Source organism: Aeromonas sp. A04 (genome assembly GCF_047780465.1).
Taxonomy (GTDB): domain Bacteria; phylum Pseudomonadota; class Gammaproteobacteria; order Enterobacterales; family Aeromonadaceae; genus Aeromonas; species Aeromonas bestiarum.
This window is the reverse complement of record NZ_JBLNHP010000001.1, coordinates 956,817-971,198: the sequence shown is the minus strand read 5'-3', so window position 1 is coordinate 971,198 and position 14,382 is coordinate 956,817. Positions and strand designations below refer to the sequence as shown.

The 14,382-nt window shown below is 64.8% G+C and carries 9 protein-coding genes; 7 read left to right on the top strand and 2 right to left on the bottom strand.

The features are described from left to right. Positions 1 to 40 precede the first annotated feature (40 nt). The 5 genes from bioB (at position 41) to htpX (ending at position 4,915) form a co-directional block, all read left to right on the top strand. The gene (gene bioB, locus ACM3N8_RS04300) at positions 41 to 1,129 is read left to right on the top strand and encodes a biotin synthase BioB (RefSeq protein ID WP_241278318.1); all 1,089 of its coding nucleotides are present in this window, start codon (positions 41 to 43) and stop codon (positions 1,127 to 1,129) included. Further along, on the top strand, positions 1,126 to 2,343 hold the full coding sequence (gene bioF, locus ACM3N8_RS04295; RefSeq protein ID WP_290017094.1) for an 8-amino-7-oxononanoate synthase: 1,218 nt from the start codon (positions 1,126 to 1,128) through the stop codon (positions 2,341 to 2,343). Before bioB ends, bioF begins: the two co-directional genes overlap by 4 nt. Beyond that, positions 2,336 to 3,136: a malonyl-ACP O-methyltransferase BioC gene (gene bioC / locus ACM3N8_RS04290; RefSeq protein WP_290017366.1), complete on the top strand. Its 801-nt coding sequence runs from the start codon at positions 2,336 to 2,338 to the stop codon at positions 3,134 to 3,136. The genes bioF and bioC overlap by 8 nt, the downstream gene beginning before the upstream one ends. A gap of 113 nt (positions 3,137 to 3,249) precedes the next feature. After that, the gene (gene bioD / locus ACM3N8_RS04285; protein ID WP_043140934.1) at positions 3,250 to 3,930 is read left to right on the top strand and encodes a dethiobiotin synthase; all 681 of its coding nucleotides are present in this window, start codon (positions 3,250 to 3,252) and stop codon (positions 3,928 to 3,930) included. A gap of 112 nt (positions 3,931 to 4,042) precedes the next feature. Beyond that, a complete protein-coding gene (htpX, locus tag ACM3N8_RS04280; protein WP_042651327.1) occupies positions 4,043 to 4,915 on the top strand; it encodes a protease HtpX in 873 nt (290 codons plus the stop codon). 74 nt (positions 4,916 to 4,989) lie between these two features. Here htpX and ACM3N8_RS04275 read toward each other — a convergent pair whose 3' ends face one another. Further along, positions 4,990 to 6,702 carry a methyl-accepting chemotaxis protein gene (locus ACM3N8_RS04275; protein WP_043557636.1) on the bottom strand — a complete coding sequence of 571 codons (1,713 nt, stop codon included), beginning with the start codon at positions 6,700 to 6,702 and terminating at the stop codon, positions 4,990 to 4,992. Positions 6,703 to 6,903: 201 nt separating this feature from the next. Beyond that, complete coding sequence (locus tag ACM3N8_RS04270) at positions 6,904 to 8,712, bottom strand: MOSC N-terminal beta barrel domain-containing protein (RefSeq protein WP_416015485.1); 1,809 nt, start codon at positions 8,710 to 8,712, stop codon at positions 6,904 to 6,906. Positions 8,713 to 9,115: 403 nt separating this feature from the next. Between ACM3N8_RS04270 and ACM3N8_RS04265 the strand changes: the two genes are divergently transcribed. Both ACM3N8_RS04265 and nifJ read left to right on the top strand, forming a co-directional pair. Further along, positions 9,116 to 10,762 (top strand): NAD(P)-binding protein, encoded by a 1,647-nt coding sequence (locus ACM3N8_RS04265; RefSeq protein ID WP_416015484.1) that lies wholly within the window; start codon positions 9,116 to 9,118, stop codon positions 10,760 to 10,762. Further along, the gene (nifJ, locus tag ACM3N8_RS04260) at positions 10,759 to 14,364 is read left to right on the top strand and encodes a pyruvate:ferredoxin (flavodoxin) oxidoreductase (protein WP_416015483.1); all 3,606 of its coding nucleotides are present in this window, start codon (positions 10,759 to 10,761) and stop codon (positions 14,362 to 14,364) included. The genes ACM3N8_RS04265 and nifJ overlap by 4 nt, the downstream gene beginning before the upstream one ends. The last annotated feature ends 18 nt before the right edge of the window (positions 14,365 to 14,382 follow it).

Below are 14,382 nucleotides of genomic sequence, written 5' to 3'. Positions count from 1 at the left end.
GCCGGCGCAGGATCCCACTTATAACAATCGGAAGCCATGTATGAATGCTCTCACCCTGGGCGGCCACGCCCTTCGCCACGACTGGACCCTGTCCGAGGTTCAGGCCCTGTTTGCCCTGCCATTCAACGATCTGCTGTTCCAGGCCCAGACGGTACACCGCGCCCATTTCGATCCCAACGAGGTGCAGGTGAGCACCCTGCTCTCCATCAAGACAGGCGCCTGCCCGGAGGATTGCAAGTATTGCCCCCAGAGCGCCCGCTATCACACCGGGCTCGAGACAGAGCGGCTGATGGAGGTGGAGAAGGTACTGGAACGGGCCCGCGAGGCCAGGGCCAACGGTTCGTCCCGCTTCTGCATGGGGGCCGCCTGGCGCAACCCCAAGGAGCGGGACATGCCCTATATCCTGCGGATGATCGAGGAGGTGCGCGGGCTGGGCATGGAGACCTGCATGACCCTAGGGATGCTCACCGCCGATCAGGCGGCGCGGCTGGGGGCAGCAGGCCTTGACTACTACAACCACAACCTCGACACCTCGCCGGAGTTCTACGGCGAGATCATCTCCACCCGCACCTATCAGGACAGACTGGATACCCTGGAGCATGTGCGCGGCGCCGGCATGAAGGTCTGCTCCGGCGGCATCGTCGGCATGGGCGAGCAGGCCAAGGATAGGGCGGGCCTCTTGATGGCGCTGGCCAACCTGCCGCGCCACCCGGAGAGTGTGCCCATCAACATGCTGGTCAAGGTGAAGGGGACGCCGCTGGAGAACGAAGAGAACCTCGACTCGTTCGAATTTATCCGCACCATAGCCGTGGCGCGCATCATGATGCCCGCCTCCCACGTGCGCCTCTCCGCCGGGCGGGAGAAGATGAACGAGCAGATGCAGGCCATGTGCTTTATGGCGGGGGCAAATTCGATTTTTTATGGTTGCAAGCTGCTGACCACCCCCAATCCGGACGAGAACAGCGACATGCAGCTGTTCAAGCGGCTCGGCATTCGCCCCGCCCAGCGTGCCCAGAAGCCGGATCAGGTACAAGAAGAGGAGCTGCTGGCCGAGGTGAGCCGCCAGAGCGAGCCGGATGAGATGTTTTACGATGCCACCCGTCCCCGTGCAGGCGTAGCGCGTCCATGAAGAGCCCTGTGGTAACGGGTCCCTTTGGGTTGGGTGAGGCGCTGGCCGGGCGCGAGCAGGCCACCTTGCTGCGCCGCCGCACCGCCACAGATGGCCGCACGGGAGCCAGGCTGGTGGTCGATGGGCGCGACTACCTCAACTTCTCCGCCAACGACTATCTGGGGCTGGCGGATCACACCGCCATCAAGTCCGCCTTCAAGGAGGGGATTGACCGCTATGGAACGGGCTCCGGCGCCTCGCCGCTGGTGACCGGTTACAGCCGCGCCCACCAACAGTTGGAAGAGACGCTTGCCGACTGGTTGGGGGTGGAGGCTGTGCTGCTGTTCAACTGCGGTTTCTCCGCCAATCAGGCTGTGCTCAAAGCCCTGCTCGGCAAGGATCATCTGCTGTGGCAGGACAAACTCAACCACGCCTCCCTGCAGGAGATGGGCAGCCAGCTGCCCTGCAAGATGAAGCGTTTCGGCCACAACGATATGGCCGCTCTCGGGCGTCAACTCGAACCAAATCGGGGCTTGATCGTCTCGGAAGGGGTGTTCAGCATGGACGGGGATCAGTCCCCTTGGGCTGAACTTGCGGCATTGGCCGCCCGGAGCGGCAACTGGCTGATGATCGACGATGCCCACGGCCTCGGCGTACTGGGGCCACAAGGGCGCGGCACCCTGGCGGCGCAGGGCGTTGACCCGGCTTGCGTCCACATCCAGATGGGCACCTTTGGCAAGGCGCTCGGGGTGGCCGGGGCCTTCGTCGGCGGCAGCCGCGAGCTGGTGGACTATCTGGTCAACTTCGCCCGTCACTACGTCTACAGCACCCATATGCCCGCCGCCCAGGCTTGCGCCGTGAGCAAAAGCATCGAACTGGTGCGCGGCGCCGACGACGCCCGAGTCCGCTTGCAGCAGCTGATAGCCCGCTTTCGGCAGGGTGCCGCCGCCCTTGGCTGGCAGCTTGGGGCGAGCGACACCCCCATACAGCCGCTGCTGGTGGGAGAGAGCGCGGCTGCCTTGCAACTGGCCGAACGACTGCGCGCAGTCGGGCTCTGGGTCACCGCCATTCGCCCGCCCACTGTGCCGGCGGGCACGGCGCGGCTGCGCATCACCCTGAGCGCGGCCCACAGTGAACAGGATGTGGATCGCCTGCTCTATGCCCTCGGCCCTTGCACCCCGTCGGCCAGCGGGGATCAGGATGCCGCAGACCCGAGAGGTGCTCGCCATGCATGAGCGTTTCCAGTCGGTCGACAAGGCCCAGCTCGCCCGCCGCTTCGGGGCGGCCGCCCGCCACTACGACGCCCACGCCCGCTTCCAGCAGGAGGTGGGGCTGGCGCTGCTCGAGCGGATGCCGGACAGGCAGGTTGGTCTTGCGCTGACGGTGAGCGGGCTGGATCTGGGCTGCGGCACAGGTTTCTTCCTGCCGCACCTGGCGGGCCGTTGTCACCGGCTGCACGGGCTGGATCTCGCCCCCGGCATGCTGGCGCAGGCTGCCCTGCGCGGCAGCGGCGCTCAACTGGTGTGCGGCGATGCGGAGCAGTTGCCCTTTGCCGATCAGAGTCTGGACTGGGTCTTCTCCAGCCTGGCCTTGCAGTGGTGTGAGCGGCCGGCGCAGGCCTTTGCCGAACTGCATCGGGTGCTCAAACCCGGCGGCCGGCTGTTGTTCTCGACCCTGCTCTCGGATTCGCTCTGGCAATTGCGTGAGGCCTGGCGCACGGTTGACGACAGTCCCCATGTCAATCGCTTCCTCAGCCTGCCACAATTGCAGGATGCCATGGCCGCAGGGGGCTTCAGCGCCCCTCGCCTCGAGAGCCTGACCTGGTCGCTCGCCTATCCCGAACTGAGTGGTCTGCTGCGCGATCTCAAGGGGATAGGGGCCAGCCAGATCAATGACGAGCGTCAGCCCGGCCTCAGCAGCCGGCAGCGCTTGCAGCGCCTGAGCCTGGCTTATGAAGCCCACCGCCAGCCGGACGGCAGGCTGACCGCCAGTTACCAGGTCTGTCTGGGGCAAGCGAGCCGCCGATAAACCGATCCGAGTTTGAGCTGGCGGTGGATCTGCCGCTTTGCCTGACAGAGTTGATACGCAGGTGCTCTGTCCCCACATGCGGATAGGCACCTGATTTGCGTTGAGGAGTCATCATGGTTAAATCCTTCTTTATCACGGGCACGGACACAGATGTGGGCAAGACGCTGGTCGCCCGCACCCTGTTGCTGGAATTTGCCGCCCACGGCATCCAGTGCGCCGGTTACAAGCCGGTCTCCGCCGGTTGTGCCCGCACCCCGGATGGGCTGCGCAACCTGGACGCCGTGCTGTTGCAGGAGGCCGCGAGCCTGCCTCTGCCCTACGATTTGGTCAATCCGTTTGCCTTTGAACCGCCCATCGCGCCCCATATCGCCGCCAGCGAGGCCCGTGAGGCCATCACGCTGACGGGCTTGTCCGATGGCTTGCGCCAGATTGAGCAGGCGGGCGCCGAGCTCATCGTCGTGGAGGGGGCCGGGGGCTGGTTTTTGCCGCTGGATCGCAAGCACCTGTTGTCGGACTGGGTCAAGCAGGAGAACATGCCGGTGATCATGGTGGTGGGAGCCAAGCTGGGTTGCCTCAACCATGCGCTGCTCACCTTCGCCGCCATTCGCAATGACAACCTGCCGGTGGCGGGCTGGGTCATCAATCGGCTGCACGGCTCCATGAGTCACTACCAGGAGAACCTGGACACCTTGCGGGGCTTGCTGCCCGCCCCGTTTTTGGGTGAAATACCCTTTGTAAACAATCCGCTCGAGGCCGATCTGCGCGGGCGTCTCGACATTTCGCCCCTGCTCTGAGGCCGACATTCAGCGAACATTCATCGAATCTATCTATTATGTGGGCAGGTGTGGTCCCGGCCGGCAGTGACGCTGTGCGGGGCCACGCATCCATATCTCACAAGGAGTCAATATGAAGCGAATTATGCTATTCCTGGTGACCAACCTGGCCGTCATGCTGGTGCTGGGGGTGGTACTCAATATCCTGTTCTCGGTTCTGGGGATCAACAAGTCCAGCATTTCCGGTCTGTTGGTGTTCTGTGCCGTGTTCGGTTTTGGGGGTTCCTTTATCTCCTTGCTGATGTCCAAGTGGATGGCCAAGCGCAGCTATGGCGTCCAGGTCATCGAGCAACCCCGCAACGAGACCGAGCACTGGCTGGTCAGTACCGTGGCCCGTCAGGCCCGTGAAGCGGGCATCAAGATGCCGGAAGTGGGGATCTACGACTCCCCCGAGATGAATGCGTTCGCCACCGGTGCCCGCCGCGACGATTCGCTGGTCGCCGTCTCCTCCGGCCTGCTCTACAGCATGAGCCGGGACGAGGCGGAAGCCGTGCTGGCCCACGAGGTGAGCCACGTGGCCAACGGCGACATGGTGACCCTGACCCTGATCCAGGGGGTGGTGAACACCTTCGTGATGTTCTTCGCCCGTATCGTGGCCGGCGTTATCAGCAACTTCTTCAGCTCCAACAACAGCGAAGAGAGCAGCAGTTCGGGTGGCTTTGCCTACATGATCACCGTGTTTGTGCTGGAGATGCTGTTCGGTGTGCTGGCCTCCATGATCGTCATGTGGTTCAGCCGTCAGCGTGAGTTCCGCGCCGACGCCGGTGCCGCCAAGCTGGCCGGCCGCGACAAGATGATTGCCGCGCTGCAGCGCCTCTCCCGCGGTGCCGAGCCGCAGATGGAAGGTGCCATGATGGCCTTTGGCATCAACGGCAAGCGCTCCGTGAGCGAGCTGTTCATGAGCCACCCGCCCATCGAGCAGCGCATCGCCGCCCTGCGCGGCTGAGTGTGATGCCAGGGTGACACACCCGCATAAAAAACGGCTGCCTTTGGGCAGCCGTTTTGCTTTGTGCCATAGGATCACAGCTTGAAGTGGCCCATCTCCTGGCGCAGCAGCCGTGACAGCTGCTTGAGCTTGGCCGCCTCCTGGGAGACGTGACGGGCCGCGTCTCCCGACTGCTCTGAGAGGGAGGTGATGTTGCCGACGGTGGAGACCACCTCGTTGGCGGCGGTGGACTGCTCGCGCAGGGTGTGGCTTATCTCCCCCATCAGGCCGGTCAGGTTGGAGGCATGGCTCTTGATGCTGGCGATGGCCTCGCCTGTCTGGTTGGCCAGGCTCACCCCGCGGGAGACGTTGTTGACCGTGTTCTCCATGCTGCGGATGGAGGCATCCGCCCCGCTCTGGATCTTGCTGATCATGCCGGTGATCTGCTGGGTCGAGGCCGCGGAGCGGCTGGCGAGATTGCGCACCTCGTCGGCCACCACGGCGAAGCCGCGCCCCTGCTCACCGGCCCGCGCCGCCTCGATGGCCGCGTTGAGGGCCAGCAGGTTGGTCTGATCGGCGATGCCGCGGATCACCTCTATGATGTCCGAGATCTGCTGGGTGTGGCTGTTGAGCTCGGAGAGGCTGCTGGCCGCGTTGGATACGGTGTCCGAGATGCTCTGTATGCTGTCCAGAGTCTGCTTGATGACGCCGGATCCCTCTTCCAGGGTATTGGCGGAAACCTTGCTCAACTCGTCGGCATGGGTGGCGTTGTCGGAGAGGTGGCTGATGCTCACCACCAGCTCTTCGATGGCCGCCGCCATGGTCTGGGTACTGGTCTGCTGGGAGGTGGCAAACTGGGCGGTCTGCTCCGCTATCTGGGCTATGCTGTCGGCCGATCCCGACAGCTCCTCGGTGGAGTGGGAGACTTGGGCAATGATCCCCTTGAGGGTGGATTGCATGGTGGCCAGCAGGCCGATCAGGCTCTCCTTGGCGCCGCTCGGCACATGGATCTGGCGCGAGAAATCCCCCTGCGCCAGGCTGCCGAGATCGCTCCTGAGCTGGCTGACCGAGGTGCCGACCAGATCGAGCAGGGCCTTGTAGGTGCGCCACAGGAAGAACATCAACACCAGACCCAGGGCGATGAAGAGGTAACGCAGCATGGAGGACTGGCTGGTGGCATCGTCCACCGCCTGCTGGGTACGGTTCTCCATCATGACGTAGAAGTCATCTATGGGGGACATGATGCGTCCCTTGTTCTGGTGGTAGGCCTTGTCATGCATCATGGCGATGGCCTTTTGCTGGTTGGCGGCCTGATCACCGTCCGTCTGCTGCACCAGCTTGAAGGCCGCCACCTCTGTGTTGACCAGGGCATCCGAGTTGTTTTTGGCCTCGTTGAGCTTGGCCAGCTCCCCGTCGGTGAAGCCGGCGTCCTTCATCAGATCGATGAGGCCGCGGCGAAGATTGCCGTCGGGCCTCGGGTTCTGGCCGTTGGCGGCGACGAAGTCCCAGTAGATGCGGTTGTAGCCCTGTGGCCGGTTCTGTTCACCGTTGCGAATGGCCAGGATCCGCATGTACTGCTGTTCGTAGGCGGGATCCTTGGTGATCACATAGGTGCGACCGAGCCGGGTCAGATCGTCGGAGGATTGCCGCAGTTCATCGGCCAGCAGATAGGATTGGTAGCGTTGCTGATAACTCTGTTCGAGTCGCGTCCCTGACCAGCTGTAGGCAAAAAATACCAGCGACAGCAGGATCAGGGTGACAACGGAGAGCAGGAGGTTGAACTGAAAGGTGGGTCTGTTCTGTTCCATGGTTTGAGCGTCCTTATTCTCACCAGAGCAACCCCCTTTGTCACACGGCGAAGGCCGGTACTTCTGTGGGGTTTTATTGTTGTTGCTGTGAGTATAGGAGCCGGGCTCGGCAAGTTTGGCGGGCAGCGCCGAGAAAAGGGGGAGGGGCTTGAGGGGGAGGGCCGGGATGCATGGATGACGCCATGCTCCCGGTCCCTTGGATTATCGCGGCCCGATCACCAGATCGGTCAGCGGCACGGCGCAGCAGGTGAGGATCTTGCCCTCGGCGCGCTCGGCGGCCGTGATGGCCGGGGCATCCGGGTGATCTACCTCGCCCGAGATCAGGGTCTGCTTGCAACTGCCGCAGATGCCGGCGCGGCAGCTCCAGGGCAGCTCCACTCCCTGCTTGTGGGCCTGATCCAGCACGGTTCCCTGATTGTTGCCGGCAAAGGCCTGTTCACCTATGCGCAGCCGTATCGCCTTGTGGGGGCGCGCCACCGAGAGGATGGCGCCGCCGAAGCTCTCCTGCCGGATCTGGCTGGCGGGCACGCCAAGGGCGGTCAGTCTGGCCGCCGCATCGGCCATAAAGCCGTGAGGACCGCACAGGAACACCTCCCGCTGGTGCAGCCCCTTGATCTGGGCCAGATGGGTATCGCAGAGGCGCCCTTTCAGTCCCTGCCAGTGACCATCGGGCTGGCTCAGGATCAGGGTGAGCGCCATCCCCTGCTGCGCCATGGCGTAGAGCTCGGCGGCGGCCGGGATGTCGGCCTCGCTGCGACACAGATGCATGAAGTGAACGTCGCCAAGCTCCCCGCGCAGGGCTAAGGTGCGGGCGATGGCGAGCATGGGGGTGACACCTGAGCCGGCCGAGAGCAGCAACAGCGAGCGCTCTGTGCCGAGGTGGAACTCGCCAGCCGGGTCGGATGCCAGCAGGGTATCGCCCACCCGCAGCTGCTGGTGCAGCCAGGGAGAGATGCGCCCCTCACCGAGGCGCTTGACGCTGATGCTGTAGCGATCCGGCAGATCCGGGCTTGAGCTCAGGGTATAGCGCCGCTGCAGCCGCTCACCCTTGAGGTCGAGGCTGATGGGCAGGTGCTGGCCCGGCAGGTAGTCGGGCAGCGGCTCGCCATCGGCCGCTTCGAACCAGAAGGTTTCCAGATCCCGTGCCAGCGGTTCGCGGGCCACGCACACCAGCGCCCGCTTCCTGGGCGCCGCGTTGGGGTAGACCCGGGGACGTGTCGTCTCCAGCACCTCTATCTCGCTGCCCGCCTCAATCCAGCCCTCGTTGAGGGCCACCAGATTCTGGCCGAAATAGACATCCCCATCCTCGCCCCGGCGATAGCGGGTGAGGGTGGCGAGCGGCTCCTTGAGGGCATTGAAGCGATCCGTGCCCGCTTCCACCGTGGTCATGATGCAGCGGCTGCAGGGCTTGTCGACCCGAAACTCCACCTCGCCGATGCGGATGCGCACCCAGCTGTCCTCCTCGAACGGACGGGTGCCGCTCGCCACCAGGTTGGTGCGAAACTGGCTCATCTGGTGCAGGGCATCGGAGCGCAGGTTGAGATCATCGAGCGAACTCTGGCTGATCAGCAGCAGTGGATAACCGTCGGCAAAGCTGACCCGGGTGCCTGTCTTCTCCCGAAAGCGGTCTGATGTTTCGCCAAGCCAGAGCAGTTGCACCGGCTCCCTCGTCACCTGGCTCAGCCAGTGATCGGCCCGGGGCTGGGTCTGCAGGGCGGTGAAGCTGTCGCCCCAGACCCCTGTGGTCTTGGGCGTGCGGGAAAAATCCTGCTCTCGCAGTGTGAGTGGCTCAAGACCCGGATAGCGCAACTGCAGGCCGCCGGCCATGGGGGTGGCCACTACCTGTTGCAGCTGGGGATGGGTGCGAGCCGTGATGAAGCTGCCGTCCGGCTTGACCACCATGTAGCGGCGATCCCCCAGCAGGCCCTCTTCGGTCACCCGGGCACGGGTCAGTGGCATGCCTGCCGTCGATTTGATGGGGTAGAGATGAATGCTGTCGAGTATTGGCATGTCCGAGTCCTTGTGCAGTGGCCTGTGCAGATGAAGAGGAGGCAAGATAACGGTTCCCGCCTCGTGCAGCAATCCTTGCATGGTCGCCGCCCTGTGCCGTCCTTACCTGGCAATCCGGCGCCGACGGTACTGTGTCCGCCCTCGGTCGGATAAGCCGGTCAACGCCATCCCGTGTGCAATTGGGCAAGATGTTACAGGGGTCACGTTCCGCGCTCCAGACCCCATAAAGTGCAACATTTTTTGATCCTGATCCGCCATTCAGTACAAAAATCAGTCCACTATCGAGACAGCTTCCAGTTTCTAACGCTTTCGCTTCTTCCCTCTCCGGCCACCGTCCGCTCAGGCTAAACGGTATCAAGTGCCATCGGAGGGGGCCTGTCACACAAAAAGAAGAAAGCAATGTATGAGCAAACAACTGGATATGACCCCACAGCCGGATCTCTCCCAGAAAACGGGAACAGGCCCGGTCCGTACTCGGCTACCCGTTTGGCGGCCGGCCCTGCCACCTTGCAACCACGCCTGCCCGGCCGGCGAGAACATCCAGGCCTGGCTTGCCCTGGCCGAAGCGGGCCGCTTTGAAGCGGCCTGGCAGACGCTGATCGAAGAAAATCCCCTGCCCGCTGTCCATGGCCGGGTCTGCTATCACCCCTGCGAGAGCGCCTGCAATCGCGCCCAGGTGGATGATGCCGTCTCCATTCACGCCATCGAACGCTTCCTCGGCGACGAGGCGCTGGCCAAAGGCTGGCAGCCTGCGCCACCGGCGCCCGCCAGTGGCAAGAAGGTGCTGATCGTCGGCGCCGGCCCGTCCGGTTTGTCCTGTGCCTGGCACCTCAACCGGCTCGGCCATCAGGTGGAGATCCGCGAGGCGGGGCCGCTGGCCGGCGGCATGCTGCGCTTTGGCATTCCTGCTTACCGCTTGCCCCGCGACGTGCTGGACAGGGAGGTGGCCCGCATCCTGGCCGCCGGGGTGACCCTCACCCTCAATCACAAGGTGGAAGACGTGCTCAAAGCACGTGACGAGGGGGGCTTTGATGCCGTCTTTATGGCCATAGGCGCCCATCTGGCCAAGCGGGTCGACATTCCGGCCCGGGAGGCGGGCAAGATCCTCGATGCGGTGAGCTTCCTCGAGCAGGCGAGCCTGGCCGAGGAGCAAGGCTTACCGCCACCCAAACTGGGACGACGGGTGGCTATCTATGGCGGCGGCAACACCGCCATGGATGCGGCCCGCACCGCCCGTCGCCTCGGGGTGGAGGAGGCGATGATCATCTACCGGCGCGACCGGGATCACATGCCGGCCCACGCCTTCGAGGCCCTTGAGGCCGAGGAGGAGGGGATCAAGATCAACTGGCTGCGCAGCATTCGCCAGCTCGACAGCACCAGCATTGAAGTGGAGGTAATGGCGCTGGATGAGCAGGGCAAGCCTGTGCCCACCGGCCAGTTTGAAACACTCGAAGCGGACTCCCTCATCCTGGCGCTGGGTCAGGAGGTGGACTTGAGCGTGCTGGAGAGCATTCCCGGCGTGCGGGTCAGCCAGGAGGGGGTGGTGCAGGTGGCGGACAATCTCATGACAGACGTGCCGGGCCTCTTTGCCGGCGGCGACATGGTGCCCTCGGAGCGCACAGTCACCATAGCCACCGGCCATGGCAAGAAGGCGGCGCGCCACATGGATGCCTGGCTGCGCGGTCGCCACTACCACAAACCGCTCTCCTACCCGCTGGTGGGGCCTGAACAGCTGCAGCTCTGGTTCCAGACCCATGCGCCCGCCAGCAGTCAGCCGGTCAAACCGGCGTGGGCGCGGGACGACTTTGGCGAAATCATAGGTGGGCTGGACGAGACGGCGGCACGCTACGAGGCGGCGCGCTGCTACTCCTGCGGCAACTGCTTCGAGTGCGACGGCTGTTATGGCAGCTGCCCCGAGCAGGCCATCGAGAAGCTGGGGCCGGGCCACGGCTATCGGGTGGATGCGGATCGTTGCACCGGCTGCGGTGCTTGCCATGACCAGTGTCCCTGCCACGCCATCGAGTTGCGCCAACCGGAGGAGTCCCAATGAAACATGAACTGATCATGGTCGACGGCAACGAAGCCGCGGCCCGGGTGGCGTACCAGCTGAGCGAAGTGTGCGCCATCTATCCCATCACCCCCTCCTCGACCATGGCGGAGCTGGCCGACGCATGGGCGGACGAGGGGCAGACCAACCTCTGGGGCAACATCCCCACAGTCGTGGAGATGCAGAGCGAAGGGGGGGCAGCCGGGACTGTGCACGGCGCCCTGCAGGCGGGGGCGCTCGCCACCACCTTCACCGCCAGTCAGGGGCTGATGCTGATGCTGCCCAACATGTACAAGATCGCCGGGGAATTGACCGCTGCCGTGTTCCATGTGGCGGCCCGATCCTTGGCGGCGCAGGGGCTCTCGATTTTTGGCGACCATCAGGACGTGATGGCGGCGCGCAGCACCGGCTTTGCCATGCTCGCCTCCGGCTCCGTGCAGGAGGCGCAGGACTTGGCCTTGGTTGCCCACAGCGTCACCCTGCAGTGCCGGGTGCCCTTCATCCACTTCTTCGACGGCTTTCGTACCTCCCACGAGGTGAACAAGATCACGGCCCTGCATAGGGACGAGATCCGCGCGCTTATCGACAACGACTGGGTGCGGGCCCATCGCGCCCGGGCGCTCAACCCGGATCACCCCGTGATGCGCGGCACGGCCCAGAACCCCGATACCTATTTCCAGTCCCGAGAGAGCGTCAACCCCTTCTACGAGGCTGTGCCTGCCCGGGTGCAGCAGTGCATGGACAAGCTGGGATCCCTCACCGGCCGCCACTACCGGCTGGTGGAGTACCACGGGGCCAGCGACGCGACCGACGTCATCTTGCTGATGGGCTCGGGGGCGGCCACCGCCCGTACCACGGTCGACTGGCTCAACCGGCAGGATCGCAAGACAGGGGTGCTGGTGGTGCGCCTCTATCGCCCCTTCCCGGTGCAGGCGCTGCTCGATGCACTGCCTGCCAGCGTGCGCCGGCTGGCTGTGCTGGATCGCACCAAGGAGCCGGGCGCCGGGGGCGAGCCGCTGCTGCTGGATGTGCAGAGCGCGCTGATCGACGGCTTGCAGCGCGGCCTTATCAAGCGGCTGCCCTGGCTCAGTGGCGGTCGCTATGGCCTCTCCTCCAAGGAGTTCACTCCCGCCATGTGCGCCGCCGTGTTCGAGGAGCTGGCATCGGATGCGCCGCGCCCGCGCTTTACCGTGGGCATAGTGGATGATGTCTCGGGCCTGAGTCTGGCCTGGCATCCCATCGGTGATCTGGAGCCCGCCAGCCGGGTGCGGGCGCTCTTCTTCGGCCTGGGCGCCGACGGCACGGTCGGCGCCAACAAGAACAGCATCAAGATCATCGGCGAGCTGGAGGGCTTCCACGCCCAGGGCTACTTCGTCTACGACTCCAAGAAGTCGGGCTCGCGCACCGTCTCTCACCTGCGTTTTGGCCCCGAGCCCATAGATGCGCCCTGGCTTATCGAGCAGGCGAGCTTCATTGGCTGCCACCAGTGGAGCTTTGTCGAATCGGTGGACTTGCTGGAGCACGCCGCCGAGGGGGCCATACTGCTGCTCAACGCCCCCTGTGAGGCAAGCCAAGTCTGGGCCCGGTTGCCCGAGCGGCTGCGGGCCCGCATCCGCGCCCTCAACATCCAGCTCTACTGCATCGACGGGGATCGGGTGGCCGAGCAAAATGGCATGGGCAATCGTATCAACACCATAATGCAGACCTGCTTCTTCGCGCTGGCCGGAGTCTTGCCGCGGGACGAGGCCATTGCGCTGATCAAGGAGAGCATAGAGAAGAGCTATGCCCGCAAGGGGCCAGAGGTGGTGGCGCGCAACTTCGCGGCGGTGGACGATACCCTGGCTCACCTCTGCAAGGTGGCGATCCCGGCCGGTGATGAGCCGATCAGCGACTACCCGCTGCCACTGGCCCCCGGCGGCAGCGAGTTTGTGCAGCGGGTGACCGGCGAGATGCTGGCGGGGCGCGGCGATCTCATCCCCGTCTCCATGCTGCCGGTGGATGGCACTTACCCCACAGCCACCAGTCGCTTCGAGAAGCGGGATATCGCCCGCGAGATCCCGATTTGGCATTCGGATATCTGCATCCAGTGCGGCAACTGCGTCTTCGTCTGCCCCCATGCGGCGCTGCGGGCCAAGTTTTATCACCAGGACTGGCTGGCCACCGCCCCCGAGGCGGCCCAGTCGGTGCCCGTCACCGCCAGGGGTTTCCCCGACAGCCGCTACACCTTGCAGCTCTATCCGGAGGATTGCACCGGCTGCGGCCAGTGCGTGCAGGCCTGTCCGGTGCGGGTCGGGGCTGATGCAAGCCATCAAGGCGAGCGTGTTGAAGGAGGGCGCCACGAAGGGGATCGCGCCATCACCATGATGGACAAGGCGCCCCATCTGGCCGGCCAGAAACAGGCGCTGCGCTGGTTCGAGGGGCTGCCCTGGCCTGCCCGCGAGCGGGTGGATTTCTCCACGGTGCGCGGTGCCCAGTTCCTGGAACCCCTGTTCGAGTTCTCCGGCGCCTGCGCGGGCTGTGGCGAGACCCCTTATCTGAAGCTGCTGACCCAGCTGTTTGGCGATCGCATGCTGGTGGCCAACGCCACCGGCTGCTCCTCCATCTATGGCGGCAACCTGCCGACCACCCCCTGGGCCAAGAACGGCGAAGGCAAGGGACCGGCATGGTCCAACTCCCTGTTTGAGGACAACGCCGAGTTCGGCTTTGGTTTTCGCCTCACCGCCGATCAGCATCATGGTCAGGCGGTGGCCGCCCTCAAGGCGATGAAGGGGGAGCTGGGGGATGAGCTGGTCGAGTCGCTTGTCAGCGCCCCGCAGCGGCTGGAGTCACAGATCCGCGCCCAGCGGGGCAGGGTGGCGCAGGTGCGCGAACGACTGGAGGAGGTGAACTCGGGACAAGCCCGCGAGCTGCTGTCCCTCATCGATCAGCTGGTGCGTCGCTCGGTCTGGATCGTCGGCGGCGATGGCTGGGCCTATGACATAGGCTCGGCCGGGCTCGATCACGTGCTCGCCTCCGGGCGGGATGTGAACGTGCTGGTGATGGATACCGAGGTCTACTCCAACACCGGCGGCCAGATGTCGAAATCGACGCCGCTGGGGGCCGTCGCCAAGTTCGCGGCGGGAGGCAAGACGCTGGCCAAGAAGGATGTGGCGCTGCAGGCCATCTCCTATGGCAATGTCTATGTCGCCCGCATCGCCTTTGGCGCCAATCCGCAGCAGACGCTGCAGGCCCTGCGGGAGGCGGAGGCCTATCCGGGCCCGTCCCTCATCATCGCCTACAGCCACTGCATCGCCCACGGCATCGACATGGAGCTGGGGCTGACCCAGCAGAAACGGGCGGTGGACTCGGGCCACTGGCCGCTGCTGCGCTACAACCCGGTATTGCGCCACGCGGGGCAGAACCCCTTCAGCCTCGACAGCCTGCGCCCCTCCATTCCGCTCGCCGAGTACAGGGCAGAGGAGAACCGCTACCGGGTGCTGGCCCAGAGCCACCCGGAGGAGGCCGAGCGGCTGATGCAGGTGGCGCAAAAAGTGGCCTGGCAGAAGTGGGCCACCTACGAGGAGATGGCGACCCGGGAGGCCAGCGCCTTCCATCCTCCCGTCTGAGCCGGATCCTGAATGACG

Coding starts and splice junctions, on each gene's coding strand:
- bioB (WP_241278318.1), top strand. CDS start 41: ATGAATGCTCTCACCCTGGGCGGCCACGCCCTTCGCCACGACTGGACC.
- bioF (WP_290017094.1), top strand. CDS start 1,126: ATGAAGAGCCCTGTGGTAACGGGTCCCTTTGGGTTGGGTGAGGCGCTG.
- bioD (WP_043140934.1), top strand. CDS start 3,250: ATGGTTAAATCCTTCTTTATCACGGGCACGGACACAGATGTGGGCAAG.
- nifJ (WP_416015483.1), top strand. CDS start 10,759: ATGAAACATGAACTGATCATGGTCGACGGCAACGAAGCCGCGGCCCGG.
- bioC (WP_290017366.1), top strand. CDS start 2,336: ATGCATGAGCGTTTCCAGTCGGTCGACAAGGCCCAGCTCGCCCGCCGC.
- ACM3N8_RS04275 (WP_043557636.1), bottom strand. CDS start 6,702: ATGGAACAGAACAGACCCACCTTTCAGTTCAACCTCCTGCTCTCCGTT.
- ACM3N8_RS04270 (WP_416015485.1), bottom strand. CDS start 8,712: ATGCCAATACTCGACAGCATTCATCTCTACCCCATCAAATCGACGGCA.
- htpX (WP_042651327.1), top strand. CDS start 4,043: ATGAAGCGAATTATGCTATTCCTGGTGACCAACCTGGCCGTCATGCTG.
- ACM3N8_RS04265 (WP_416015484.1), top strand. CDS start 9,116: ATGAGCAAACAACTGGATATGACCCCACAGCCGGATCTCTCCCAGAAA.